General features: G+C 65.4%; 13 protein-coding genes and 1 pseudogene. 7 read left to right on the plus strand and 7 right to left on the minus strand.

Features of this window, described 5'->3' with window-relative positions:
- The first annotated feature begins 8 nt into the window (after window positions 1-8).
- Window positions 9-1,097 carry a hypothetical protein gene (locus tag H3H55_RS34945; protein WP_193102736.1) on the plus strand — a complete coding sequence of 363 codons (1,089 nt, stop codon included), beginning with the start codon at window positions 9-11 and terminating at the stop codon, window positions 1,095-1,097.
- Here H3H55_RS34945 and H3H55_RS34950 read toward each other — a convergent pair.
- A complete protein-coding gene (locus H3H55_RS34950) occupies window positions 1,086-1,928 on the minus strand; it encodes a galactosyltransferase-related protein (RefSeq protein ID WP_193102737.1) in 843 nt (280 codons plus the stop codon). The genes H3H55_RS34945 and H3H55_RS34950 overlap by 12 nt on opposite strands.
- Window positions 1,929-2,000: 72 nt before the next feature.
- Here H3H55_RS34950 and H3H55_RS34955 point away from each other — a divergent pair, with 72 nt between their 5' ends.
- The 5 genes from H3H55_RS34955 to rpoD all read left to right on the plus strand — a co-directional run bounded on the left by H3H55_RS34955 (window position 2,001) and on the right by rpoD (window position 7,920).
- A complete protein-coding gene (locus H3H55_RS34955) occupies window positions 2,001-2,858 on the plus strand; it encodes a 1-deoxy-D-xylulose-5-phosphate synthase N-terminal domain-containing protein (protein ID WP_193102738.1) in 858 nt (285 codons plus the stop codon).
- A gap of 12 nt (window positions 2,859-2,870) precedes the next feature.
- Entirely contained in the window at window positions 2,871-3,779 is a 909-nt protein-coding gene (locus H3H55_RS34960; RefSeq protein ID WP_193102739.1) for a transketolase, read from the plus strand.
- Window positions 3,776-4,663, plus strand: a complete 888-nt coding sequence (locus H3H55_RS34965; RefSeq protein ID WP_193102740.1) for a JmjC domain-containing protein — start codon at window positions 3,776-3,778, stop codon at window positions 4,661-4,663. Before H3H55_RS34960 ends, H3H55_RS34965 begins: the two co-directional genes overlap by 4 nt.
- Before the next feature lie 14 nt (window positions 4,664-4,677).
- On the plus strand, window positions 4,678-5,580 hold the full coding sequence (locus H3H55_RS34970; RefSeq protein WP_193102741.1) for a DUF6817 domain-containing protein: 903 nt from the start codon (window positions 4,678-4,680) through the stop codon (window positions 5,578-5,580).
- Between the two features lie 312 nt (window positions 5,581-5,892).
- A complete protein-coding gene (rpoD, locus tag H3H55_RS34975; RefSeq protein ID WP_193102742.1) occupies window positions 5,893-7,920 on the plus strand; it encodes an RNA polymerase sigma factor RpoD in 2,028 nt (675 codons plus the stop codon).
- Between the two features lie 96 nt (window positions 7,921-8,016).
- On the opposite strand, the pseudogene H3H55_RS34980 reads toward rpoD, so the two are convergent.
- Window positions 8,017-8,205: pseudogene (locus H3H55_RS34980) on the minus strand (cold-shock protein); the annotation flags it as partial.
- 30 nt (window positions 8,206-8,235) lie between these two features.
- Window positions 8,236-9,984 carry a cholesterol oxidase substrate-binding domain-containing protein gene (locus H3H55_RS34985; RefSeq protein WP_193102744.1) on the minus strand — a complete coding sequence of 583 codons (1,749 nt, stop codon included), beginning with the start codon at window positions 9,982-9,984 and terminating at the stop codon, window positions 8,236-8,238.
- Window positions 9,985-10,897: 913 nt separating this feature from the next.
- Between H3H55_RS34985 and H3H55_RS34990 the strand changes: the two genes are divergently transcribed.
- Window positions 10,898-11,731 (plus strand): response regulator transcription factor, encoded by an 834-nt coding sequence (locus tag H3H55_RS34990; protein ID WP_048244886.1) that lies wholly within the window; start codon window positions 10,898-10,900, stop codon window positions 11,729-11,731.
- A gap of 425 nt (window positions 11,732-12,156) precedes the next feature.
- Here the strand turns inward: H3H55_RS34990 and H3H55_RS34995 are convergent, their stop codons facing one another.
- From H3H55_RS34995 to H3H55_RS35010, 4 genes are read right to left on the minus strand one after another with little or no spacing between them, the layout of a single operon-like run.
- Window positions 12,157-13,860, minus strand: coding sequence for a cyclic peptide export ABC transporter (locus H3H55_RS34995; protein WP_193102745.1), 1,704 nt, complete (start codon window positions 13,858-13,860; stop codon window positions 12,157-12,159).
- Window positions 13,861-13,897: 37 nt separating this feature from the next.
- Window positions 13,898-14,377, minus strand: coding sequence for a hypothetical protein (locus H3H55_RS35000; RefSeq protein ID WP_129518427.1), 480 nt, complete (start codon window positions 14,375-14,377; stop codon window positions 13,898-13,900).
- Window positions 14,378-14,430: 53 nt separating this feature from the next.
- On the minus strand, window positions 14,431-15,087 hold the full coding sequence (locus H3H55_RS35005; RefSeq protein WP_129518107.1) for a glycosyltransferase family 25 protein: 657 nt from the start codon (window positions 15,085-15,087) through the stop codon (window positions 14,431-14,433).
- Complete coding sequence (locus tag H3H55_RS35010) at window positions 15,084-24,578, minus strand: amino acid adenylation domain-containing protein (protein WP_193102747.1); 9,495 nt, start codon at window positions 24,576-24,578, stop codon at window positions 15,084-15,086. Before H3H55_RS35010 ends, H3H55_RS35005 begins: the two co-directional genes overlap by 4 nt.
- Window positions 24,579-24,646 lie beyond the last annotated feature (68 nt).

Here is a 24,646-nt window from a genome sequence, read left to right on the forward strand (position 1 = left end):
AATCCGTCATGCGCGACGTCGATCTGATCGTGGTGGGCTCTGGCTCGCTGGCTCACGCGGTGCTGATGAGTCTCGCCGGATGCGGCGACGCGCCGATGGACGTGATTGCCGCGGCGCGCAACGAGACGGCCGTGCATCACATGGCGACGCTCGCCAATGCACTCGGCGGCGGAAGCGCGGGCCGCATTGCCGTGACCGCCATGGCGTGCGACTACTCGCCCGCATCGTTGGCACGCTTGTTCGACGCATATCGGCCGCGCATCGTGTTGACCCTGGCGTCGATGCAGTCGCCGTGGGCGATGACGCGCGGGTGGCAAAAACTCATCACGGGGCTGGGCTACGGCTGCACGCTACCCTTGCAGGCCGCGCTCGCCGACCGGGTCATGCGGGCGGCGACAGCTGTCCATCCCGGCGCCCATCTCGTCAACGGCTGCTATCCGGACCTGACCAACCACGTGCTGACCGGGCGCGGCATTCCGGTCGCGGGAGGGATCGGCAATATCGCCATCGTCGCGTCGATGTTGCACGGTCGCACCGATTGCGTGCCCCTGTCGTTGCTCGCGCATCACGCGCACGTCGGCGCGATGATACGCGGCGCTTGGGACGGACTGCCCGCGCCGGCCGTGTGGCTGGACGGCCGCCGCCTGCCGGAACATGAAGCCGCCGCGTTGACCGCGCCCGTGCGCCTGCCCGCCGACGCCACGCTCAACAGCCTCACGGGCGCGCTCGCCGCGCCGATGCTGCGCGCCCTGTCAGGCCGTGCGGACGCATGGCAGGGTCATGCGCCGGGCCTGCACGGCCGGCCCGGCGGCTATCCGGTGCGCGCGGATGCCGCCGGCCTTCATCTCGCGTTGCCGCGCGGCATGACGCCGGAGCAGGCCGAGCAACTGAACAGATCGTATGCGTTGCACGACGGCGTGACCGTCGAGGACGGGCGCTATGTATTGACCCGCTCGCTTGACGATGCGGAACGCGCGCTGGATATCCGCTTGCCGGCGGCGCTTGCCGCGTGGCGGGCCGACGCGCTCGACGAACAAATCGCGTTGCTGGTGCGCTTGCGCGCGACCATCGATGCGACGGACGCCTCAGCTCGCTGAAACCGGGCGGCGCGTCGTTGCGCGCAAGGCGTCTTCCTCATAGGTCCCGAGCCAATCCCCGCGATCGTAGTTGGCCAGGGCTTGCCGGAACATGCGGTCGCGGCTTTCCCAACGATCTTGCACGGGTGGATAATGACGAATGCGCGCGTCGTCGTCGTGGGACACATGCAGCACGGTGCCGCTCTGGCGCCGCATGAGCCCGGCGCTCAGCGTCAGCCGCGCGATCATGTCCTGGTCCTCCCAGCCCCAGCCCAACAGGCATCCGTTGTAGCCGCCGATGCATTCGAAACCGACGCGACGCACCATCAGCAAGCCGGGCGCCTGGCGTGTGCCGTCCGCCGCGTCTTCCTCGTTGTCGATGATCTCGAGCGCGCGTCCGTTGGCAAGCCTCAGCTTCAGGTGATAGCCGAACATCGCGACCTGGCCGGCCTTGCGCGCGTTGCGCACGGTCTCCGTCACGCCCGCGACGGTTCCGAAGGCGTCGGGTTCGGCTTGCAACTGCCGGACCAGCGCGTCGAGTTGCCCGTCCGGAATGATGATGTCGCAATCGCAGAAGAACAGGAGCGGACGACGCGTGTGCGCGGCGCCGATATTCTGAGCGCGGGCCTTGTTGAACCAGCCGGATTCGTCCACGTGCACCACCTTGACGTTCGCCGCGTGGCCGGCCATCAGGTCGCGCAGTTGATCGGCGTCGCCGCCGTAATTGACCACGGTCACGCCGCCGTCATGCCGGGCGGCGAGTTGGCACAAGGAGGGAAGCGCCTGTTTCAGCTCGTGCCGCCCTCTCCAGGTGACGACGATATCCAGGCTGAGCGGCTCGAGAGTTGACATGTTGGCTTTCCTTGAGAATCCTAGTGTCAGGGCAGTATCGATCCCCGTCCTGCAAAGGGAATCGCATCCGAGATGAATAACACTACCGGCAAGCGCGCGACGTCCGACAGACAGCTGGTGCGGCCAGAACTGGCCGATCCCAGTGTAGCACTGCGGGTGCGGCATGCGATATTGGCAGGATTGCGCGCCAACGGCGGCGGCCATCTGGGCGGCACCTTGAGCTGCGTCGACATCCTGCTCGCGCTGTTCGCCGCGCGTGCGATGTCCGCGCTCGACGCGACAGGCGACGCCCTGTTGCTGTCGAAAGGCCATGCGAGCATGGCGCTCTATGCGGTGTTGCAGCAGGCCGGCGTCGACCTGGGGCCGCTCGGCACGTTCGGTACCGCCGGCTCCCCGCTGCAGGGGCACCCCGATCGCACCCGGCTGGCCTGCATGGATTTCTCGTCGGGTGCGCTCGGGCAGGGCGTCGCCATCGGGCTGGGCATGGCGCTCGCGCGCGAGGCGCGCCACGTGTGGGTGGTGCTGGGTGATGGGGAATGCCAGGAAGGCATGGTGTGGGAAGCCGCGATGCTGGCGGCCCGCCACGGCGTGCCGAATCTGCACGTGGTCGTGGATCTCAATGGGGAACAGGAATGCGGCTGGGCGCACGACGCGCGGCTGGATTCCACGCCCTTACCCGACGCCCTCGCCAAGTGGCGTGCATTCGGCTGGCACGCGGATGAAGTGGACGGACACGACATCGACGCATTGACCGGGTTCGCGCATGCGCATGCCGAAGGGCCCCGTCATGGGCCGACCGTCCTGCTGGCGCGAACCGTCAAGGGTCACGGCCTCGGGCTCCAGCTCGATCGGTTTCGTCGTCACTGCACCCAATTGTCCGGCGACGAGTGGGCGCGCATCGCGGGCTCCGGCCACGCGCCGGATCGATGAGAGGTTTGCCGCATGAAAAGACTGGCGCTATCGATTGTCGACGAGCTGCGAAGGAGGGCAGAACAGAGCGACCGTATCTGGGTGCTCGACGGCGACCTGGGCGATTCCTACGGCTTGTACGACGCGCAGGGGCGGCCCGTGTTCTCGCGCTTCGTTCAGGCCGGCATAGCGGAACAGGCGCTCATCGGCGTCGCGGCCGGGCTGGCCGTGAGCGGGCAATGGCCCTGGGTGTTCTCGTTCAGCGCATTCCTGTGCCATCGGGGTGCGGATCAGATCCGCACCTGCGTCGCGTCGCAGGGGCTGCCCGTCGTGATGATCGGCTCGCATGCGGGCGCGGCGAGCGGCACCAATGGCGCGAGCCATGCCAGCCTGTCGGACCTCGGTGTCCTCGCCTCCATCGGCGGCGTGGATCTCTGGGCGCCCGCGGACGCCGCCGACGTCGAACTGGCCGTCGGGTCGTTGGCCGCTTCGCCGCGGCCGGCCTACGTGAGAACGAGCCGGGAACCGGTCGGCGACCTGCGGCTGCCGCCGGGCGTCGTGCGAGGCAACGGCGTGGCCGGCGAGACCGTGCTGCTGTCGTGCGGATACGCATCGCACTGGGCACAGGAGGCCGTGCAGGCGCTGGCTGCCGACGGCGTGCCGATTCCGTGGCAGCACATCGCGCATCTCGGCGAAACCGTGCTCGCTCAGTGGATCACGAGCCAGCCACGCCTGCGCGGCATCGTGGTCCTCGAAGACCATGGACCGGCCGGCGGCCTGGCCGACACCGTTCGCAGGATCGCCCCGCCTGGCGTCACCGTGCGCGCTCTGTCGTGGCCGTCGGGTTGGCATGGCGAATCGGGTGCCATCGCCGACCTGAGACGCGCGCATGGCCTCGACACCGATGCCCTCGTGCGCCGCATCAAGGAAAACATGACGTGAAAGCCCAAGCGAACCCACGCGCGACCCTCGCGAAAATTCTCGATCCGATATCGATCGATGCGTTCCTGCGCGAGTCTTTCGGCAAGCGCCCGCTCCTGATTCGCGGGCAACCGGGGAAATTCGATTTCCTGATGAAACCGTCGCGCATGATCTTCGGATTGGACAAGGTCACCGAGATTCGCTGCGTGTTCGGCGGCTTGAAGCAGGCGACCATCGGTCCCGCCGATATCCGGGAGATGTACGAAGCCGGGGCCACGATCTGCGTGACGGACATGCAGCTTGCGCACCGTTCGCTGTGGACGGCGGCCCGCAACGTCCGGCGGGAAATCGGCTTTGCCGGGCGGGTCGATTTCCGCGCGTATCTTTCCCCGCCATCCTCGGGCTTCGATTTTCATTATGACGCGAGGACCGCCACCACGTTACAACTCGATGGCGAGAAGACCTGGTGGTACGCCACGTCGCCTCATACGTTGTTTCCGACCGAGAATTCGACGCGCACCGACATGGCCGCCGTGCATCGAGCCGTCGCGCGGCAGACGATCCGCAAGGTCACGCTTTATCCTGGCGACCTGCTCTGCCTGCCGCCCGGCTTGTGGCACAAGGCGAGGGCGGGTGACGGCGGATCGCTCGCGCTGAACATGGCATTCAATCACAGCGGCGCGACGGTCGGCGACGTCCTGCTCGACGCGCTGAAAGCGTCGCTGGCCGGCATGCCGGACGCCATGCGGCCGTTCGTGACCGGCGCGGGCCCTACCGGCGTTGCCGAGCTGGAACCCCATATCGCAACCTGTATCGCCGCGCTGCGAGACACGCTCGCATCGTTCGACGGCAAGCGCCTCGCGCCGCGCCTCGCAAGCGTCGCGGGCAAGGCCGGACGTACCTGAGCGCGAGCCCTGCGATGCGCGACGCCCCCATCGACGCGGATCGTCTGAACGCCACGCTGGCCCTCGTCGCGGATGCAATGCGCGTCGCGCATTCCGGCTCGACGCTCTGGGATCACCTGCTGGGGACCTACGAGGTGCTGTCGGGATGGGGCGCCGATCCCGACACCCGTCTCGCAGGCCTGATTCACAGCATCTACTCGACCCAGTACTTCCGCCATCGCGTCGTGGCACCCGGCGAACGCGAACGGGTTGCGATGGTGGTCGGCCAACGGATCGAAGCGCTCGCCCATGCATTTTGCGCCCTCGATCGGGACAGCCTTCGTCGGGCGTCCGAGCGCCTTGACCTCGCGCCGGTGCGCAGGCCTTTGCGCATACGGACGCACGCGGGCGACGGTGAACTGCATGTGACGGCCGCACAGTGCAGCGCATTGCGACTGCTCGATCTCGCCAACGAAGCCGAGCAACGCAGAACCCTGTTCAGGATCGACGGACCGTGGTTGTCCGGTATGTGCAAAGGATTCCGAAGCATTGGCTTCGTGCCGCGGTCGTTCATCCGCGCGCCCAGCATCAGCGACGTACAGGAACGTCGGTTGTCCACGTTGTATGAGCATGCGCTCGCCGCTCCCTCCAGCCATGCCGCGCAAGCGCTCAGGGCCTGCATCCAGCTCGCGCCCCAATGTGCGGAGCCGAGGTTCCTGCTGGCCGCCTTGCGGCTGCAGGCCGGCGATTTTCACGCCGCGTATGTGGAGGCGTCGACGGGAATCGCCAATCTCGATGGCTGGGGCGCACCATGGGATGCACGGATTCCCGGTCAAGGGTGGCGGTTCCTGGGGGAGCAACTCGCTATGGCTGCACGTGCAACTCATCGGAATGCGCCCGGGATCTATCAGCAGATCCTGAGCCGTATCCGTCAATAAGCCAGCGCATGCCTTCGATACACCGGCTGAACGATTCCATCAAGCCGTTGCATCGACCGGTTGAATCCGCCGGCCTTTGCGGACGTTCGGGGAAGCCACTTGTCGAGGCCGCTACAGGCAGTTTTCCAGACATCCGATGCGCCACGGCTGCGAATGTCCGCCGTCAAGGTTGTGCCGAACAATACATTCCGGTATCATTCACGCCCCCCACAAGCTGCACACACGGATTTCGCGCGAGGCGTCCCGCCCTCGACTATCCGTGCGTACACGATTCCGTTCGCATCCCGGCAGGCAACCCATTCTTCTGGTGTCATGTGCACGACGATCGTCGGCTCATCTGTCGAGGAGCATGTATTGGCAATTCCTGATCGGAACGATTCTATATCCCCTGAAATCACCGCCACGGCAAAAGTCGGCCGCCGTGTGTCAAAGGGAAAGGTCCAGGCCCTGACACCGACGGACATCGCGTCCCTGGCACGCCAGAATGAGGAGCGCCAGCACCAGATGCGCGCGTTGATCGCGCTCGGTCGCGAGCGCGGCTATCTCACCCACGCGGACATCAACGATCACCTGCCCGACAACTTTGCCCAAACGGCGGCGATGGACACCATCGTCAGCACGTTCAGCGACATGGGCGTGGCCGTATACGAACAAGCGCCGGACGCCGAAGCGCTCCTGTTGACCGACGCTGCGCCGGCCGTGGCATCGGACGATCAGGCGGACGAGGAAGCGGAAGCTGCGTTATCGACCGTCGATTCCGAATTTGGCCGCACCACGGATCCGGTTCGGATGTACATGCGTGAGATGGGGGCCAGCGAACTGCTGACCCGCGCCGGTGAAATCGAGGTCGCGAAACGGATCGAAGATGGTCTGCAGGACATGATTCAAGCGATTGCCGCGTGTCCGTCGATCGTGTCCACGATTCTTGCCGATGTCGACCGCATCGTTGCCGGCGAACTGCGCATCGACGAACTGGTCGATGGCATCCGTGTCGACGCCGATGAAAGCGAAATGACGCCGGAGTCCCAGGAAGAGGATGCGGAAGCACTCGCTGCCGACGATGAGTCGGACGAAGACGGCATTGAAACCGACGCCGGGGATTCGGAGAAGGTGAACGCGGCACGCCTCGAAGAACTCACGAACGACAGTCTCGTGATTTTTGCGCGTGTGCGTGCACTGTTCGAACAGTTGCCGGATCTGCCTGTCACGGGAGATGCACGTTCCGCAGCAGCTGCGCTAGTGCGCACGGCGATCCAGCGGGAACTCTCGCCGATCCGCTTTACGGCCAAGACCATCGACCGCCTGTGCGCCATTGTGCATGGGCAGGTGACTGAGGTCCGCGCGATCGAGCGCAGCATCCTGGCGATTGCTGTCGACCGTTGCGGCATGCCGCGCGACGCGTTTGTCGAGTCGTTCCCGGGTCACGAGACCGACCTCGAATGGACGAACCGCGCGGCGGCGACCTCGCAGCAGTTTGGCGCGGCGCTCGAGCGACATCAGCCGGCGATTCAGGCGGCGCAGCAGAAACTCGTCGACATCGAGTCCCGGGTCTCGTTGCCACTCCAGCAGCTCAAGCAGATCAACCGCCAGATGAGTGCCGCGGAACTGAAAATGCGGCAGGCCAAGCGCGAGATGATCGAGGCGAACCTTCGTCTTGTCATTTCAATCGCAAAGAAGTACGTGAACCGCGGCATGCAGTTCCTGGATTTGATCCAGGAGGGCAATATCGGCTTGATGAAGGCCGTGGACAAGTTCGAATACCGGCGCGGCTGGAAGTTCTCGACTTACGCGACCTGGTGGGTCCGGCAGGCTGTCACGCGCGCGCTCGCCGATCAGGCGCGGACCATTCGCGTGCCGGTCCACATGATCGAGACGATCAACAAGCTGAACCGGATATCGCGCGAAATCTTGCAACAGACAGGGCAGGAAGCGCATCCCGCCGTGTTGGCAAAGCGCATGGAGATGTCCGAGGAAAAAGTGCTCGGTATCCTCAAGATCGCCAAGCAACCTGTCTCGCTCGAAACCCCGGTGGGTGACGACGCCGATGCAACGCTCGGCGACATGATCGAGGATGTCTCGGCGAGTTCGCCGGCTGAGGCCGCGATTCAGGCGAACATGCGCGCGGCGATCGACGAGGCGCTCAGCGCGTTGTCGCCGCGCGAGGCCAAGGTTCTGCGGATGCGATTCGGGCTCGACACCAACTCCGATCACACGCTTGAAGAGGTCGGCAAGCAGTTCGACGTGACCCGCGAGCGGATCCGTCAGATCGAGAGCAAGGCGATGCGCAAACTGATGCATCCCAGCCGGGCGGACAAGCTCAGGCCCTTTCTCGAGCGCTAAGGCAAGCCGGGCGTGCGCCCGGCTCCAGACTTGCAGCGATCAGGCGTCGGCCTGATCGTTGTCCTGAACGGGCGTATTCGCTGCGGGGAATACTTGCAGCGGCTCGATGCTGGCAGCCTGCTTCCCCCTGGGGGCCTGCTTGATCTCGAAGCTGACCTTCCGGCCCTCCCGAAGCGATCTGAAGCCACTTCCCTGAACCTCGGAGAAGTGCGCAAGCAGGTCTTCGCCACCGTCATCCGGCGTGCCAAGATTGGCGTTCAAGCGAACGCCATCGGCAACATCCACGAATTTCGACTCCTGCGTCCGCCGCGATGGCTACGGCATCAACCGATCCAGCAGCGGCGACCGGAAGATCCGGTTCGGGTCGTAGCGTTCGAGGGTCGCGCGCGCCGCATCCCACGTGCTCGACGCCGGCTGTCCTTCACGATGCAGGTTCGGAATCGTGCGGGTGAGCATCGTGTCGTCTTGCCAGGCAGCCGTATCGGTGTAGCCCCAACCCTTCGACCATTCGGGGCGAAGCGTCGCATACGAACCGGTGTAGTTCGAGAGCATCCATTGCTCGATCTCGCGATAGAAGCGATCGGCAGACGGCGTGCCGGGTAACGTCAGAATATCGAACCACACGGCGACGTCCCAATCCGGCCGGTCGGGGCGCGGCTTGAGTGCGGACAGGGTGGGCACGGCCGCGCCGGCGCCGACATCGGCCGGCTTGTCGAGACCGGTGATACGGATTTCGACGGGACCGTTCATCGGATACTCGCCGCGCGCCTTGTACGTGTCGACGCGGTTCTGATAGAACTGCACGAATTCGCTGATCACGCGCTGCACGTCGGCGCGCCGCGCCAGTACCGCGTAGCCGTTCGCGGTAACGCGCAGCGTCGTCGGTCGAATGTACTGCAGCACGGTGCGCGACCAGCCCCAGATATCCCCGCTGAGCGTGAGCGCGAGACCGGCGGCCGTGATGGCCAATTGCGTCTGGCCGAACAGCGGCGTCAATGCGCCTTCGCCGCCGATCACGATCCGTTTGACGAGGTCCGAGATGGACTGCGGGATCGAATCGGAGAACGGATAGTTGTACGGCTGCGTGACGGCGCGCGACAGGAACGGTTTGCTGGGCGTCGGCGTCCAGACCTTAAGCCACGGGCTGGACGTGAACGGGAACCAGATGGCTTCCACCCGGCCCGCACGATCGAGAAACGACGCGATCGTGCGGCCCGATGTGCCGGCGGACGCAAACAGTTCGGATGCCGGAATGTCAACGTAGCTCTGGCAGCGTAGCCGCTGGTTCGGGCCCGCCGTCAGCGTGACTTCGACGACGAACGCCCGCCCGATGTGCGTGAGGAACGCGCCGATCTCGGGATCGCTGCGCTCGAACCGGCGCAGCACGTATTGCTGCCGGGCCGGATCGTACACGACCGCGGTGAGCGCGACCACGAGGTTGCTCAGCGAGCCGTAGGTGTGGCCCGGTTGCAAGGTTTCACCGGCCGCCGGCACGGCAGTGCCGTGTGCATCGATCGCGAGCGCACCGCCGAGCGTGATGTCGCCTGGCGCAGGCGCGGCAATCACGCCGAGGCCATACTGCTCGAGCGTCGCGAGCAACGACTCCAGCGAGATGCCCGTTTGGGCGGTGACGCGCGCCGGACGTGCCGACGTGTCGACGGAGACGGCCGTCAGCGACTTCGTCGTATCGAGCAGCACCAGATTCGCGGCACCGGCGCCCGGATCCAGCGTCAGCGGCGACCAGTTGTGCATGTACCCGCGCGGGCGGATCCGGTAACCGTTCGCGCGCGCCCAGTTGACCGCCGCGACGACGTCGTCGGCAGAGCGCGGCGCGGCGGTCCACACGTCCTGCACCGCGATTTCGCCGCTCCAGTTCTGGAACGCCTGCTTGTAAAGCGGGATATCGGCCGGGAAGCCGGGCGGCGTCGCGTCTGCGGTCCGCGCGTTGGCCGCAATCTGGTAGAGCGGCGTCCAGCCGGTGACGACGCCTGCGGCCGCGAGCTTCGCCATATCGGCGAGGAAAGCGCGGCGCGACGCAGGTTCGTCTCGGAAGTCTTGACTCATGGTGTGCTCCAGTTTTTTCGGAATGGTTTTGACGATCGGAAAGACGACTGATGACGCGTTGATACCGGGATGCGGCAATTCGAACAGCAGCGATGCGAGGTAAAGCGTTGGCCGGTCGGGATTGAAAAGACGACCGGTTCGGCGATTCGCGGACGCGCATCATCGCGGACCTCTGGAAGGAAATCCAGAGGCCGCCCGGTTTCTTATTCAACTGGCGCCGGCCTGTCCTGCCGGCAGGCGAGTAGGGGAATTCGACTGAATATCGCGTGACGAAGCGCTAGCCGCGACGATCAATAAAGGACGATTGCGCGTGAATATTTATTCGCATGTTTCAAAATTATAAATAAAATCACTCGCAATTCATGATCGGTTGATGATTTACCCATTGCATCGCCGAAATGGTATCAATCTGTTCGATGTGTGACAAGCGGTGATCAATGCAAAAAAGCACGGTGCAGAACGAATAATCCTGGATGAAATCCGCCTCGCCTTCTCTCGAACGATGTTTCGCAAACGGAAACAAAAACGGAAATAGAAACGAAAACTCACGCGCGCAATGCATGGCTGGATTGTTGCAAAATATCGTGCCAAATAATGGCCAATCTATTCATTCAAAACTGGTACATCAATCGATTTCCGTTTTGTTGGACGAGGCGTCTGATGAAAATATCCAATTGACTGCAAAATATCTTAAATCGTAGATATCATACGCAGCTAGGGTATTCGTGCATCAAATCAATGAAAGGGATCATTTCGATTTTTTTGTTTCGTTTTATTCGGTAAACACGCCAAGAGCGCTTTTATCCCGCGACACTCAATGACCGAAATAAATGTTTCAGCTTATGGCAGGGTTCGCCAGCAATCGTCAATCCCTGCGCCGCCGTCCTCAAGCACGCACGACAAGGAGAGTCAGATGGTCGCGATCTTCGCGAAGCTCGGAAAGGTGATTTCGAGCGCCGGCAGTGAGCGGTTCGCATCCGACATGCATGCATTGCTGGTTGGATCGATTCCGGTCGCAACCACCAGGATGACGGAATGGACGCTCGACGAGCCGGCGGGCGAAGTGGTCCACGTGGAATCGCTCGGTGCGTTCGGCGCGACGCGCGACGACGGACGCGGAGGCGCACCGGTCGTGCACGGCGAGCGGGAACCTGAGACGCATCCACTGCGGAACCGGATCGTGGCCGCTTGCGACCGGCAGCTCATTCACGTCGATCCGCTGATGCGGCGCGGCAACGGCGGAGAGGTCGTGCCGCCGCGTGGGGCGGGCGTGGGATTCCAGTGCCACCTCGTGTCGCGCAAGGCGAATCGCCGCTACGTGATCTCGTTGCATCGCGCGGCGTCGCATGACGACTTTTCGTTGCAGGAGATGTCGTTCCTGAGGAATTTCGCCGATACGCTGCTGCCGCTCGTCGAGTGGCATGCATCGACGCGGCGGCAGGGCGTGCGCGAAGGCGGGACGCCGCGCGGTGCGATGGCGGTCGGGTCTGGTGTCGAGGCGCTGCGCCACGAGTTCGAATCGCGGCTGGCGCGCGCCTCGGTCGTGCTGTCGGCGCGCGAAAGCGAAGTGTGTCTCGGCCTGCTCGCGGGCAAGATGCTGCGCGAAATGGCCGGCGAGCTCGGCGTCAAGGAGAGCACGGTCGAGACGTACATCAAACGCGCCGCGGTAAAGCTCGGCATCAGCGGCCGGCACGGGCTCACGAAATGGATGATCGACAATTGCGCGCCGTGCGCATCGGCGGCATGACGCCGCTTCCTTTCGCGCATCGGATCGCGGTTCCGGCTTCGGCTGCTTCATCGACCCTCTGTTCAACGCTGTCGGAAGACGCCTGACGAGGCGTTGAAGCTGCGCTCGCGCGCGGCGCGCGCCGACATGATCCGAACATCGTGCCGCTCATCCATTTGTCGCGGATATCCGGGACAAACCGACGAAGCACCGGCCATCGAATCCGGTGCGGCGCGCGGCGCCGCGGGTCAGATCGACGCATCCGGCCCGTGAAGCGGTCGCCGGCCCGGGCGATCCGCCGTTCGTTGAAAACGGGATCGTCACATGACGAAGCGGCATCGTCCGGACGCCCGCTCGTTGCACGGAGGGGTCGACATACATTCGCGCGAACACCCGCATCGCATCGTCGCCGCCGCCGATGACACCCCGGTGGCCCGGGTCACCGGTCATCCTGCCATGTCGGCGCTGACGGGACACCTGGCCGAGTCCGAGAAGATGCGACCGCTATCCAGGCGAATGACCCGACCGGCCAGCCTGAAATACTGATCGTCATGGGTCACGATGATCACGCATTTCCCCCGCGATTGCAGATCGGGCACCAGCACTTCGTAGAAGAATTTCTTGAAAACCGGATCCTGGTCGGCAGCCCATTCGTCCAGGATATAGATCGGGCGATCCTCGATGTAGGCGCAAAGCAACGCCAGTCTCTTGCGCTGCCCCGTCGACAAGGCCGTGGTCGTCGAGTACGTTTTGTCGTGAATGTCGATCTTGCCGGCCAGCTTGAGGGTTTCGAGGTATTCCTGCGCACGCTCGCTGCTCGCGCTTTCATGGTCCGGCCCGATGATGCGATTGAACAGATGGAAATCGGTGAATACCGCGGAAAACAGATTCCGGTACCGCTCCCGCGCATCGTCGTCGATGACCTTTCCGTCCAGGGCAATATGGCCTTCGGTTGGCGCATAGAGGCCGCTGAGCACCTTCGCCAGTGTGCTTTTTCCACTGCCGTTTCCACCGATCACATAGACCAGCTCTCCGGCGTGAATCGTCAGGTTGACGGGGCCCAGGACGAAGTCGACCGACGACGCGTTGTCACGGTAGGTCATCTTGACGTCGCGCAACTCGATACGCTGCCATGACCTGATCGGCGTGGATTCCCCCATGCCGGGCGAGGGCGGCTTGCCGAATGAATCGGGCGTGTCGTCGATCAGGAAACCGAATTCCGCGAGTCGGGCGAGGGCGGTCTTGCCCTCGGCCACGATCGGCAGAATGTTGATCAGCATGGTCAGCGGCCCCATCATGTAGAGCACGGCCAGGATGCTCGCCGTGAGTACGGCGGGATCCACGACGCCGAGAGACGGCACGCCGAACAGCAGGAATCCGAGCAGGACCGCCACGGTGACCTGGCCGATGCTGTCGCCGGTCATGAACCAGAAGCGTTCGATGAAGTTGTAGCCCGCCACGCGCCGTGACGAGACTTCGATCGCCGCCTTGGTGAACCAGCGTCGTCTGTCCCGGTTGAGCTTGAGTTCCTTGATGCCGAACACGAGGCTGTGCGTGTATTCGTTGAACTGGACGAACTCGTCGCGCACGCGTTCCGTGAAATTGGCCGCCTTTCGATAGAACAACAGGTAGAGCACCAGGCCGACGATCGTCAGCGTGAGCGTCGACGCGAAGACGATCCACGACAGATAGGCGAGATAGGCGACGCTGCACATCAGGACGACGGATTGAACCAGGATCGTCGGTATGGTGAGCAGGGTCTGGCTCAGTTGCGGAATGTCTTGCGTCAGCATCGTCAGCACATGCGGCGCGCCGCGCCTGTCGATGTCTTCCAGCGGCGTCGCCAGGATGCGCTTGCACAGGTTGACGCGCAATCGCGTCATGATTTTCATGCACGCGTAGGACGGCATCGCGGCAGCGCCGCTCCGGCAGATCACCGCGACGACGTTCACCGCGATGAAGATCATCAACAGCATCGGTCGATCGTCCTGGTCGTGAAGCACCCGGCTGATCAGGCCGACGCCCGCGATCGACGCCACGCCGCTGATGAGGCCCGTCAGGACCGTGCCCAAGGTCAACCAGGGATGACTGCGCCACATCAGGGTGACGGCTGAGTGCCACGGCGGCGATTTGCTTTGCTCGGAGTCCATGAGTCGCTATTCGGAAAGGCGTGAAAACGGGAAGGGCTCAGTTGACCAGGTGACTGAGTTCGATGGCGTGTGCCGCTGATCTCAATCTCGACGAGGCCTCGTGCCTTCCGAGAAACGTGATGCTTTCGACGATTTCCAACGGCGAATCGGAAAACAGGATGCAGCACTTCAGCAGGCGCTGCGCACGGTCCCAGCCGACGTTCATGGAATCGGCCACGCCCTGCAACGCGGCCTCGACCGACGCGGCCGTCCAGCCGTCGTTCCGGATCAGCTGCGACTCGATCAGCCGAAGAAATTTCAGGAGGGTGCGGGGATTGCTTTCGATGCTGTACATGAGGATGTAATCGATCCGCAGTTTCTTCGTGATCAACGGAAAAATCAGGTCGATCACGCCGGCGGTCGATTCGCATTTCCCGTAAGCCAGCGAAATCGCCTCGCCGAGCTTGCAGTCCCGGTGAAGCGCATCCAGCGCGGCCTGTACGAACGCCGCCTCATGGTCAACGGTAGTGATTTGCATGATGTTCAATGGCCTGTCGAGTGATGGATTGCGGCGCGCGTGGACCGCAGGCGTTACCAGCCATCCGGAATGGGCATGGAATAGGTCAGCGGCTTTTCCGGCATGACTTCGTCCATGATGTCGGAGTAGCCGGACTCCTGGCCGACCAGATTGGGCTCGAAGCAGTAGCAGTTGAACGTCTTCTGCAGGACGAGGTTGTTGCGGTCGTTGATGGCCGGCGGGTGTTCGTTGATCGCGATGAACGCGTCGTAAAGCGAGTCCCTGACGACGTACGCATGCGCGGTCAGCGTCTCCACGGTCTTGACGACGTTCGGCGCGACGGGAATGGGCGGCGCGAAGTGATACGCGCCCAGAAACAGCATGTGCCAGTCATCCGGCACCTGCGCGATGAAGTCGGGGAAGCGCGCGGCGAAATCGGCGGCGAAGAACGCGTCGTCCTCAAAGATCAGGACTTCGCTCGCGCCGGCGGCCTTGGCCTGTTTGACGGCGGCGAGATGGCTCATCGTGCAGCCGTAGTCCTGCGGACGCATGTGGCTCAAGGATTCCGGAACGCTCACCAGCCTTGCATCGACGGCGGGCAGCCGTTCGACCGTGAGGATGTTCTGCTCGGCGAATTTTCGCTGCATCGCCTCCCAGCGATCGGGACGCCGGTCCAGGTTGATGCAGACCTTGCGGGCAAAAGTGTTGTCGATCGTCGGCGTTGATTTCATGAAGGCGTTTTTTCCAGGAACTGATTGACATGGGCAGCGAGGACACCGGCATGCGGATCGAGCAGCATGGTCAGGTGGTCGCCAGGGACGTCCGTCACCTCGACGGGAAGCGCCGAGAAGCGTGACCACCCCCAGGCCGGGTCCAGGCGAAGCTGCGCGATCTCGGGCGACGGGTCGTAGTCGCCGGGATCGCGCTCGGTACTGCGGAACAACGCGATCGGCACGGGCAGCGGAGAGGTTTGCGGCGCGTAGTGCGACTTGAAGTTGGCCTGATAGACGCGCAGATAGGCGCGCAGGCGGTCGGGTCCGGCGTCCGCGAACCAGCTGCCGCGAGCGCCGATCCGGTCGAGGATCAGGCCGGCCTGGCCGTCGGGATCGAGCGGGACGAGGTCGTCTCGCGTCACCTGAAGGTCGGTCCCGAGGAAGGTGCCGATTTCGTGGGCGATCGCGACCAGCCATTCGGTGTCGTCCCAGTCCTGCCAGTAGGTGGCGGCCGGGCTGTCGATGGGTGCGGACGCATCGAAGATCGCCAGCAGCTTCACGACGGCGCCCTTGGCAACGAGCTGCCGGCTCATTTCGAGCGCCACCTGCGCGCCGAACGAGTGGCCCGCCAGGTAGTAAGGGCCCGCACCCACCAGCGGCCAGATGCGTTCGATGTGACGGGCCGCGATGTCTTCCACGCGGGTGAGCGGCAGGCAGGCGCCGTCGAGGCCGAGCGCTTCCAGCCCGTGAATCGCGTGGGTTCCGCTCAGGTGGTTCGCGAGCGGGTGGAAGTAGACCACGTTCCCGCCGGCGCCCGGCAGGAGGAACAGCGGCGCAGCGGGACCGCCGTCGCGGATCGGCACGAGCCCGCCGGCAGGCGCGGACGGTTCCTGCGTGGCCAGCGCCGCCGCCAGTTTCTCGATCGTCGGATTCTCGAAGAGACAGGAAATCGGCAGCCGGCGATCGAACGCCTTCTCGACATTGGCCATCAGCTGGATCGCGATGATCGAGTGACCGCCGAGATCGAAATAGTTATCGCTGACCGTGATGTCGTCTCGCTTGAAGATCCGCTGCCAGATCTCCAGCAACGTGCTTTCGTGCGCCGTCGGCGCGACGGCGCGTGCCGCCGTAACCGGACCGGCGGCGGGTTGGACGGCAGGGTCGGCCACGCCGCGCGGCGCGCCCGGCTGGCCACCGGCAGCCGGCGCATCGGCGAGCTGGCCGGTCAACTGGTCTGGCTCGGCGGCGAATCGCTCCAGCAACGCGCGGAGGGTGTCCAGCATCTGCCGCACCACGTCGGGCGCGACGCGGTGTGCGTCGTGCGAAATTTCGAAGCCGACACGCTCGTTCGGGTGCACGGTCAGGGTCAGCGGGTAATTCGATTCCGCGAAGGCGCGGGTGTCGAGGATCTCGATGTCGTCCGGCCCGAGATCGGGCGCAGCGGCAACCGGGAAGTTCTCGAACACCAGCAGGCTGTCGAACAGGCTGTCGCGGGCGGGCAGTTCGCTCCATGACTGGATATCGACCAGCGAGCTGTACGAATGCGGTTCCATGGCCGTCTGGGCTGCGTGGACCTCCGCCAGCCATTCGGTGAAGGGGCGCTCTGGCGCGATGCGCAAGCGCAACGGCAGCGTGTTGATGAACAGCCCCGCGACCGACTCGACGCCGTCGAGCATCGGCGGGCGACCGGACACGGTGACGCCGAAGACGACGTCGTTCGTTCCGGTGTGACGCTGCAGCACCAATGCCCAGACAGCGCGTATCAGGACGTTGAGGGTGACGCGATGGATGCGCATGAGCGCTTGCAGCCGCGCGGCCAGGGCCTCGTCCAGCAGGAATTGCTGGGTCCGGCGCATCGCCTGCCGGGCGGCGTCGCCGGCGGCCTGCCGGGCAGGACCGGCCGCGATCGGCGTGGCGGCATGGAACCCCGCCAGTTCGGCGCGCCACCAGGTTTCGTCGGCGGAGCGAGGATGGCGCGCGAGCCAGTCGATGTACGTGCGGTATCCCGGCGCCGATGCGGTGGCCGCGGGCGCGCCAGTGCGGACGAGCGACAGGTAGTCGTCGAACACTTCCTTCATCAGGATGGCGGTGCTCCAGCCGTCGAGAATGATGTGGTGCGCGCTCCAGCAGAAGCGATGGCGCGTGTCCGTTTCCTGGATCAGCGTGCAGCGGAACAACGGCGCGCGCTGAAGATCGAAGCCGCGCCGCCGGTCCTCGGCGAGGAAAGCGTCGAAGTCCTGCGCACGGCGGGACGCATCGCGGGATCGCCAGTCGAGGCGCGTCCACGGCAGGTCGACCGTGTGCAGCACGGTCTGGACGGGCTGATCGCGATCGGCCCACGCGAACGCGGTGCGCAACACGGGATGGCGCGCGAGCGCATTGGCCCACGCTTGCCGGAGCGCCGGCACCTGGAGCGGGCCGCGGACGACGAAGCTGAACTGCTGGAAATAGGCGGCGGGATCCAGGTCGTACAGCGAATGGAACAGAATGCCCTGCTGCAGCGAAGAGAGCGGGTAGCTGTCCTCGATGTCGTCCCATGCGGTGTTCTGGACCGACGCCGCGAAGTCGAGCAGGCGGTCCTTGAAGTGCGCGGCCAGGTTCTCGACCGTCTGCCGCCGGTGCAGCCGCTCGCCGTAGCGCCAGTCCACCTGAAGCCTGCCGTCGACAACGGCGGCGACGATCTCGAACGCATGCGTGCGCTGCGACCGCTCGGCACGCAGCGAACCGAGGTCCTCGGCCGCCGGGCGCCAGCCTTCGGATTGCTGCAACAGGGTATCGAGCTGCCCGTGATAGTTGAAGAGGATATCGGCGTTCGGCAGCGCGGCGAGACTGTCGCGCACCGCGTCGTCGGGGCTCAGGTAGCGGAGCAGCGAATAGCTGAAGCCTTCGGCCGGAATCGTGCGCAACTGCTGCCGTGCGGCACGCAGCGATTCCTCCGGCGTGTGCCGGGCGTCGGCCTCGAGCACGACGGGGTAGATGGAGGTGAACCAGCCCACCGTCCGGGTGAGGTCGATCGGCGCATCCGACACGTGGCGGCCGTGACTTTCGAGATCGATCCGGGTGCGCGCGTTGCCCGTGACCATGCTGCAGGCTTGCGCAAGCGCGGCGAGCAGGACGTCGTTGATGCGGGTGTCGTGGGCCCGCGGCAGCCGGCGCAGCAACGCCGTCGTGGCGGCTTCGTCCAGCTCGAACGACACGCACGCCGCGTCGCCGACCGCGTTGCCGGCCGCACCCGCGGCCGGATAATCGACCGGCATCGGTTCGACGGGCTGCGCAACGAGGATGTGCCACAGCCGGGCTTCGTCGCCGATGGCCGGCGACCGGCTCAGTTGCTGCAGATGCAACGCCCATTCGCGGAACGAAGTTGTTTTCTCGGGCAGCGGCTGGCCGTGGTAGGCGGCATGCAGATCCTCGAGGAGCACGCGCCACGACACGCCGTCCACCGCCAGGTGATGGACCGACACGAACAGGCGGGCGAGCGGCTCGTCGGCCACGCAGAAGAGCCGGGCCGCCAGCAATGGGCCGTGCGTGATGTCGATGCCGCGTTCGGCTTCGGCGGCGGCGGCGCGCATCGCCGCCAGGCGCTCGCCGGCGTCGCCGGCGATCTCCCGCTTCGCGAAGCATGCGGGCGCTTCGCCGCCGGCGACGACTTCCTGGGTCCAGCGGCCCGCGCTGCGCGAAAAACGCAGGCGCAATGCGTCGTGATGTTCGTGGACTTGCCGGAACGCATCGGCGAGCCTCGACGCGTCGATATCCGCCGGCACCTGGATCAGGATCGTCTGATTGTAGTGCGACGGCGCATCGGTCTCCTGCTCGAAGAACCAGTGCTGCACCGGTGTGAGCGGCGCATCGCCCAGCGGGCTGACGCTCGACGCATGCGTTGCCCGCTCTTCGGGTGCGGCGGCCAGCTGCGCGATCGTCTGGTACTGGAACAGCTGTTTCGCCGTCACACGAAGTCCCGCCCGATTGGCGCGCGCGATGACCTGAATGCTCAGGATGGAATCGCCGCCCAGTTCGAAGAAGTTGTCGTGGATGCCGACCGAAGGCAGTTGCAGCACGTCTTGCCAGATTGACGCCAGCAGGATTTCCCGGGGCTTGACGGCCGGCGCGTGCGGCCGGGCCGCGTCGATCGTGTCCGCGGGCGCAGGCAACGCCTTGCGGTTGATCTTGCCGTTGGGCAGCATCGGCAAGGACGCCAGCGCGACGAACTGCGACGGCACCATGTAGTCCGCGAGCTTGCCGCCCAGATAGTCGCGAAGATCGGCGAGGTCCGGCGTTGCGGTCGCGACATAGGCGATCAGGAACGTTCGGATGCCTTCCGTTTTCGCGATCACGACACAGTCGTCGACCGCCGGATGCGTGCGCAGCGCCACCTCGATTTCACCGGGTTCGATGCGCAGGCCGCGCAGCTTGATCTGGTGATCGATGCGGCCGAGGAACTCGATATTGCCGTCGGGGCGGTAACGCGCGAGATCGCCGGTACGGTAAAGGCGTGCCCGCCGGTCGGTCGAGAACGGATCGGCGATGAACTTCTCCGCGCTCAGTTCCGGTTCGCCGTGATAGCCGAGCCCGACCGGCGTGCCGCCGATCAGCAGTTCGCCTGCCACACCGAGCGGCGTGGGCTGCATGTGCGCGTCCACGATATGGAGGCGGGTGTTGGCGATGGGCCGGCCGATCGGGACGATGCGGTGCGGGTCGTCGCGCTTGCACTCCCATGCGCTCACGTCGACGGCGGCTTCCGTGGGGCCGTAGAGGTTGTACAGCCTGACGTCCAGGCGCTCGAGGCAGCGCTGCTGCAGGTCGTGGGGCAGTGCCTCGCCGCTGCACACGACGCGGCGCAGCGACGCGCAGTGCGCGTCCAGGTCCGGATGGTCGAGGAAGGCACGCAGCATCGACGGCACGAAGTGAATCGTGGTGATCCGTTCGCGCTCGATGAGTTCGGCCAGATAGTCGGTCTCGCGCTGTCCGCCGGGTCGGGCGAACACGAGGCGCGCACCGGTGACGAGCGGCCAGAAGAATTCCCAGACCGAGACGTCGAAGCTGAACGGGGTCTTCTGCAGGACGGCGTCGTCGGCGTCGAGCGAGTAGGCGTGCTGCATCCAGAGGATGCGGTTGGTGATCGCGCGATGGGTGTTGAGCGCGCCCTTGGGCCGGCCGGTGGAACCGGACGTGTAGATCATGTAGGCGAGGTTGTCGCCGTTCAGATCAGGCGCGGGGTTGGCCACGGCGTCGAGATCGAGGTCGAGTTCGCTGGAATCGACGACGATCAGGGAAGCTTCGGTGTCGGGCAGCGCGTCGCGCAGATGTTGCTGGGTGAGGAGCCAGCGCAACTGCGGGTGCTCGATCATGAAGCGCACGCGCTCGGCGGGATAGTCGGGGTCGACGGGGACGTAGGCGCCGCCGGCCTTGAGGACGGCGAGCAGCGCGACGATCATGTCGAGCGAGCGTTCCATGGCGACGCCGACGAGGGCGTCGGGCCCGACGCCGAGCGCGATGAGCCGGTGCGCGAGGCGGTTGGCGCGCAGGTTGAGTTCGGCGTAGGTGAGCGTGTTGTCGTCATGGACGGCGGCGACGGCATCGGGCGTGCGCTCGACCTGTTGTTCGAACAGGCGGTGCAGCGGTTGTGCGGCGGCCTCGCCGAACTCCGTCTCGGTCCGGTTCCACTCGACGGTCAGCAGGTTCCGCTCCGCTTCGCTCGTCAACGGCAGCCCGCCGAGCGGCCGGTCCGGATCGGCAATCACGGCATCGACGAGCGTGCGGAAGTGTTCCGCCATGCGATCGATCGTGGCGGCGTCGAACAGGTCCAGGTTGTATTCCAGCGAGCCCGCCAGGCCGTCGTCGGCATCCTGGATATGGAGCGTGAGGTCGAACTTGGCGGTGTGGGTCTCCACCGACACCGGCGTCGCCACGAGACCGGGGAAGCTCAACGCCTGGGATTGCGCTTTCTCGTACGCGAACACGGCCTGGAAAACCGGCGTGCGGCTCAGGTTGCGCTCGAGCTTGAGCGAATCCACGACCTGTTCGAACGGAATCTCCTGGCGGCTATAGCCGTCCAGCGCGACGCGCTTCACACGCGCCAGCAGTTCGCCAAAGGTCGGATTGCCCGACAGGTCCACGCGCAGCGCGAGCATGTTCGCGAAGAAGCCGATCAGCGGCTCGGTCATGCTGGAGCGCCGATTGGCGATCGGGGAGCCGATGACGAGGTCCTGCTGATGGCTGTACCGCGACAGCAGCAGCGCATAAGCAGCGAGCACGACCATGAAGGTGCTGGTGCCGGACGCACGTGCGATCGCGCGCAGGCCGTCGGCGCGTTCGCCGTCCAGCCGGAACGGCAGCACCGCGCCGCGGAACTGCTGGATGGCGGGGCGGGGACGGTCGGTGGGCAGTTCGATCAGGTCCGGCGCGTCCGTCAGCGATGCGCTCAGAAGCGCCAGTTCCCGATGCGTATCGGCGGACGCCAGGCGCTCGTGCTGCCACACCGCGTAGTCCGCGTACTGGATGGCCAGTTCCGGTAGCGGCTGGCCTGCATAGAGCGCGGCCAGTTCGCCGATGAGGATGCCTGACGACCACGCATCCGACACGATGTGATGCATCACGACGCCGAAGACGTGCAAATCCGCATGCACGCGATAGAGCACGACGCGATAGAGCGGCCCGGCGGCGAGATCGAACGGGCGATCGGCTTCCTCGGCGAGCAGCGCGAGCGCCTCGGACTCGCTGGCGACGTCGACGACGTCGAGCGCGACCGGCGCGGGCGGCGCGATGCGCTGGACCCCGAGGCCGTCGATGGCGGGAAACGTCGTGCGCAGGATCTCGTGACGCCGGCTGATCCCGGACACGGCGGCCCGCAGGCGCGAGAGGTCCAGTTCGCCGTCGAAACGCAGCGCGCTCGAGATGTTGTAGGCGGCCGACGGGCCTTCCAGTTGAGCGAGGAACCACAGGCGCTGCTGCGGAAAGGACAGCGGCAGGTCGTTCGCGCGCGAGCGGGGCAGGATGTTGCCGGCCGTCGCACCGGCGCGGGGCGACGACGCCTCGATCAGGTCGGACACCGCGCCGATGGTCTGGAGTTCGAAGATCGCGTCGATGCCGATCTCGACGGAGAAGCTGCCCCAGATCCGCGAGACCAGCTGCATGGCCTGCAGCGAATCGCCGCCGTAGTCGAAGAAGCGGCCGGCGAGATCGACGGCCGGGTTGTCGAGCACGTCGCGCCAGATGCGCAACAGTTCGAGCTGGACCGGCGTGGCGTCGGGGCTGGGCGCGTCGGGCGCGGCGGCCGGCTCCATGGCCAGCAGCGCCGGGCGATCCAGCTTGCCGTTGGCGTTGAGCGGAAATTCGGCGATCAGGACGATGTCGGACGGGACCATGTAGTCCGGCAGTTTCCCGCCCAGGAACGCCCTGAGGTCCGGCACGTTCAGGCTCGCGGAGCCCTTGACGTAGGCCGCCAGCTTACGCACGCCGTGAGCCGATTCGCGCAGCATGACCGCCGCGCCGACGACCGCCTCGTGCGCGGTGATCGCGGCCTCGATCTCGCCGAGTTCGACACGGTGCCCGCGAATCTTGACCTGGTCGTCGACGCGCCCATAGCACTGGATCCGTCCGTCGGGCAGCCATCGGCCGATGTCGCCGGTGCGATAGATGCGCGCTTCGCCGGGAAACGGATGCTCGACGAATTTCGCGGCGGTGACGTCGGGGCGCAGGTGGTAGCCGCGTGCGAGGCCGGCGCCGGCGAGGCAGATTTCCCCCGGCACGCCAAGCGGGACCGGCCGCAGGGCCTCGTCGAGCATGTACACCCGGGTGTTGGCGATGGGCCGGCCGATCAGCACCGAAGCCGGCACGTCCTCGACGCGCTCGACGATGCAGCCGACCGTCGCCTCGGTGGGACCGTACTCGTTGTAGATTTCGATCGACGGATCGATCTTCCGCAGCGTCGCGATGTGCTGGGGCGTCAGTTCCTCGCCGCCGACGATCACCTTGCGCACGCCGGAGCGTGCCAGGTTCATGTACTCCAGCAGGTGAATGTGGGTCGGCGTGAGCTTGAGGGTGTCGACGCCGCTGCCGGGCTGGAACATCCGGGCCAGAATGGTGTCGATGCTTTCCGACTGCGGATAGATGCGCAGCGTCTTGCCGCGCACCAGCGGGCAGAAGAGGTTGGTCAGCGTGAAATCGAAGCACAGCGAGCTGTACAGGCCGAAACTGCCGGTCGTGCTTTCCGGAAAGTAGTACTCGGCGGCCCACGCGATGTAGTGGGCCAGGTTCCGGTGTTCGAGCAGGCAGCCTTTCGGGCGCCCGGTCGAGCCGGACGTGTAGATCACGTAGGCCAGGTTCGCCGGTTCGGCGCGACACGGCGGATTGTCCGGCAGCGGCGTCCAGTGGGGGAGCGCCTGGTCCAGCAGCAGTGTCACGCCGGAGAACTCGTACCATTGCGCCAGTTGACTCGACTGGGTCACCAGCAGCGACAGGCCGGTGTCGCCGAGAATGTGATTGATCCGTTCGGCCGGATAGGCCGGGTCCAACGGAACAAACGCGGCCCCTGCCTTCAGGATGCCGAGAATCGCGACGATCATCCATTCGGAACGTTCGAGCATGACGCCGACCAGCGATTCCTGCCCGACGCCGTAATGTTCGCGCAACTGATGCGCGAGGCTGTTGGCCCGGGCGTTCAGGTCGGCGTAGGTCATCAACGCACTGTCGGTGACGAGGGCCGGCGCTGCCGGCGTGCGGGCGACCTGCGCTTCGAACATCTCGACGACCGTCGGATGGCGAGGGCCGGCCGCCGCGGTTTCGTTGAAGGTGGCCAGTTGCCGGCGCGCGTCCGGCGCGCTCGAGTCGATGTCGCCGACCGGCTGGTCGAGGTGTTCGAATGCCTGCAGCACCGTGGCGAGGCTGCTTGCGAAACCGTCCAGGACGAACGGCTCGATGGCGCCGGCATGACGAATCTCGATTTCGCCGCGCGCCAATCGCAGGTGCAACTGCAGGTCGTCGTCCTGCCCCGTCAGTGCATGGTGCACCCGATCGTCCGCCAGCGAGACCTTCGTGAGCTGCGCGAGCGCCAGCTCCTTTTCGTTGCGCACCAGCGTTTCGAGCGGGAATTGATGCTCGGCATAGCTGTCCTCGACGATCCCGGCCACGCGCGACAGGTAGTCCTCGATGCGCTCCTCGGGACGGACCTCGATGATCAGCGGGATGGCGCCGGCCAGGGTCGACGGGTGCTCGGCAAGCCCCGGCGTGCCGAGCACCGTGACCGGCGTCCGGAAGTATTGCCAGAGCAGGAACGCAATGCCCGCCGCGGTGACGGCGAATTCGGCAAGCTCGCCGTCGCCGATGCGCCGCAGCACGTCGAGCGACGCGGGCGTGAGTGGCACCGTGCGGGACAGCAGGCGCCCCGGTTGCGGGCTCGGCGCGTGCGCGGCGAGCCGGTAGGTGCCGGTGACCCGGGACAGGCTTTCGCGCCAGAATCGCGCGGTGTGCGCATAGCGATGGTCGGTGACCAGCACGTTATTGTCTTGCACAGGAAACTCCTCGATACGTTTTGTTCACCTGAAACAACCCGAAGCCGGGCGCATGGCGTCCGCCGTTC

Source organism: Burkholderia sp. Z1 (assembly GCF_014893795.1).
GTDB lineage: Bacteria > Pseudomonadota > Gammaproteobacteria > Burkholderiales > Burkholderiaceae > Burkholderia > Burkholderia theae.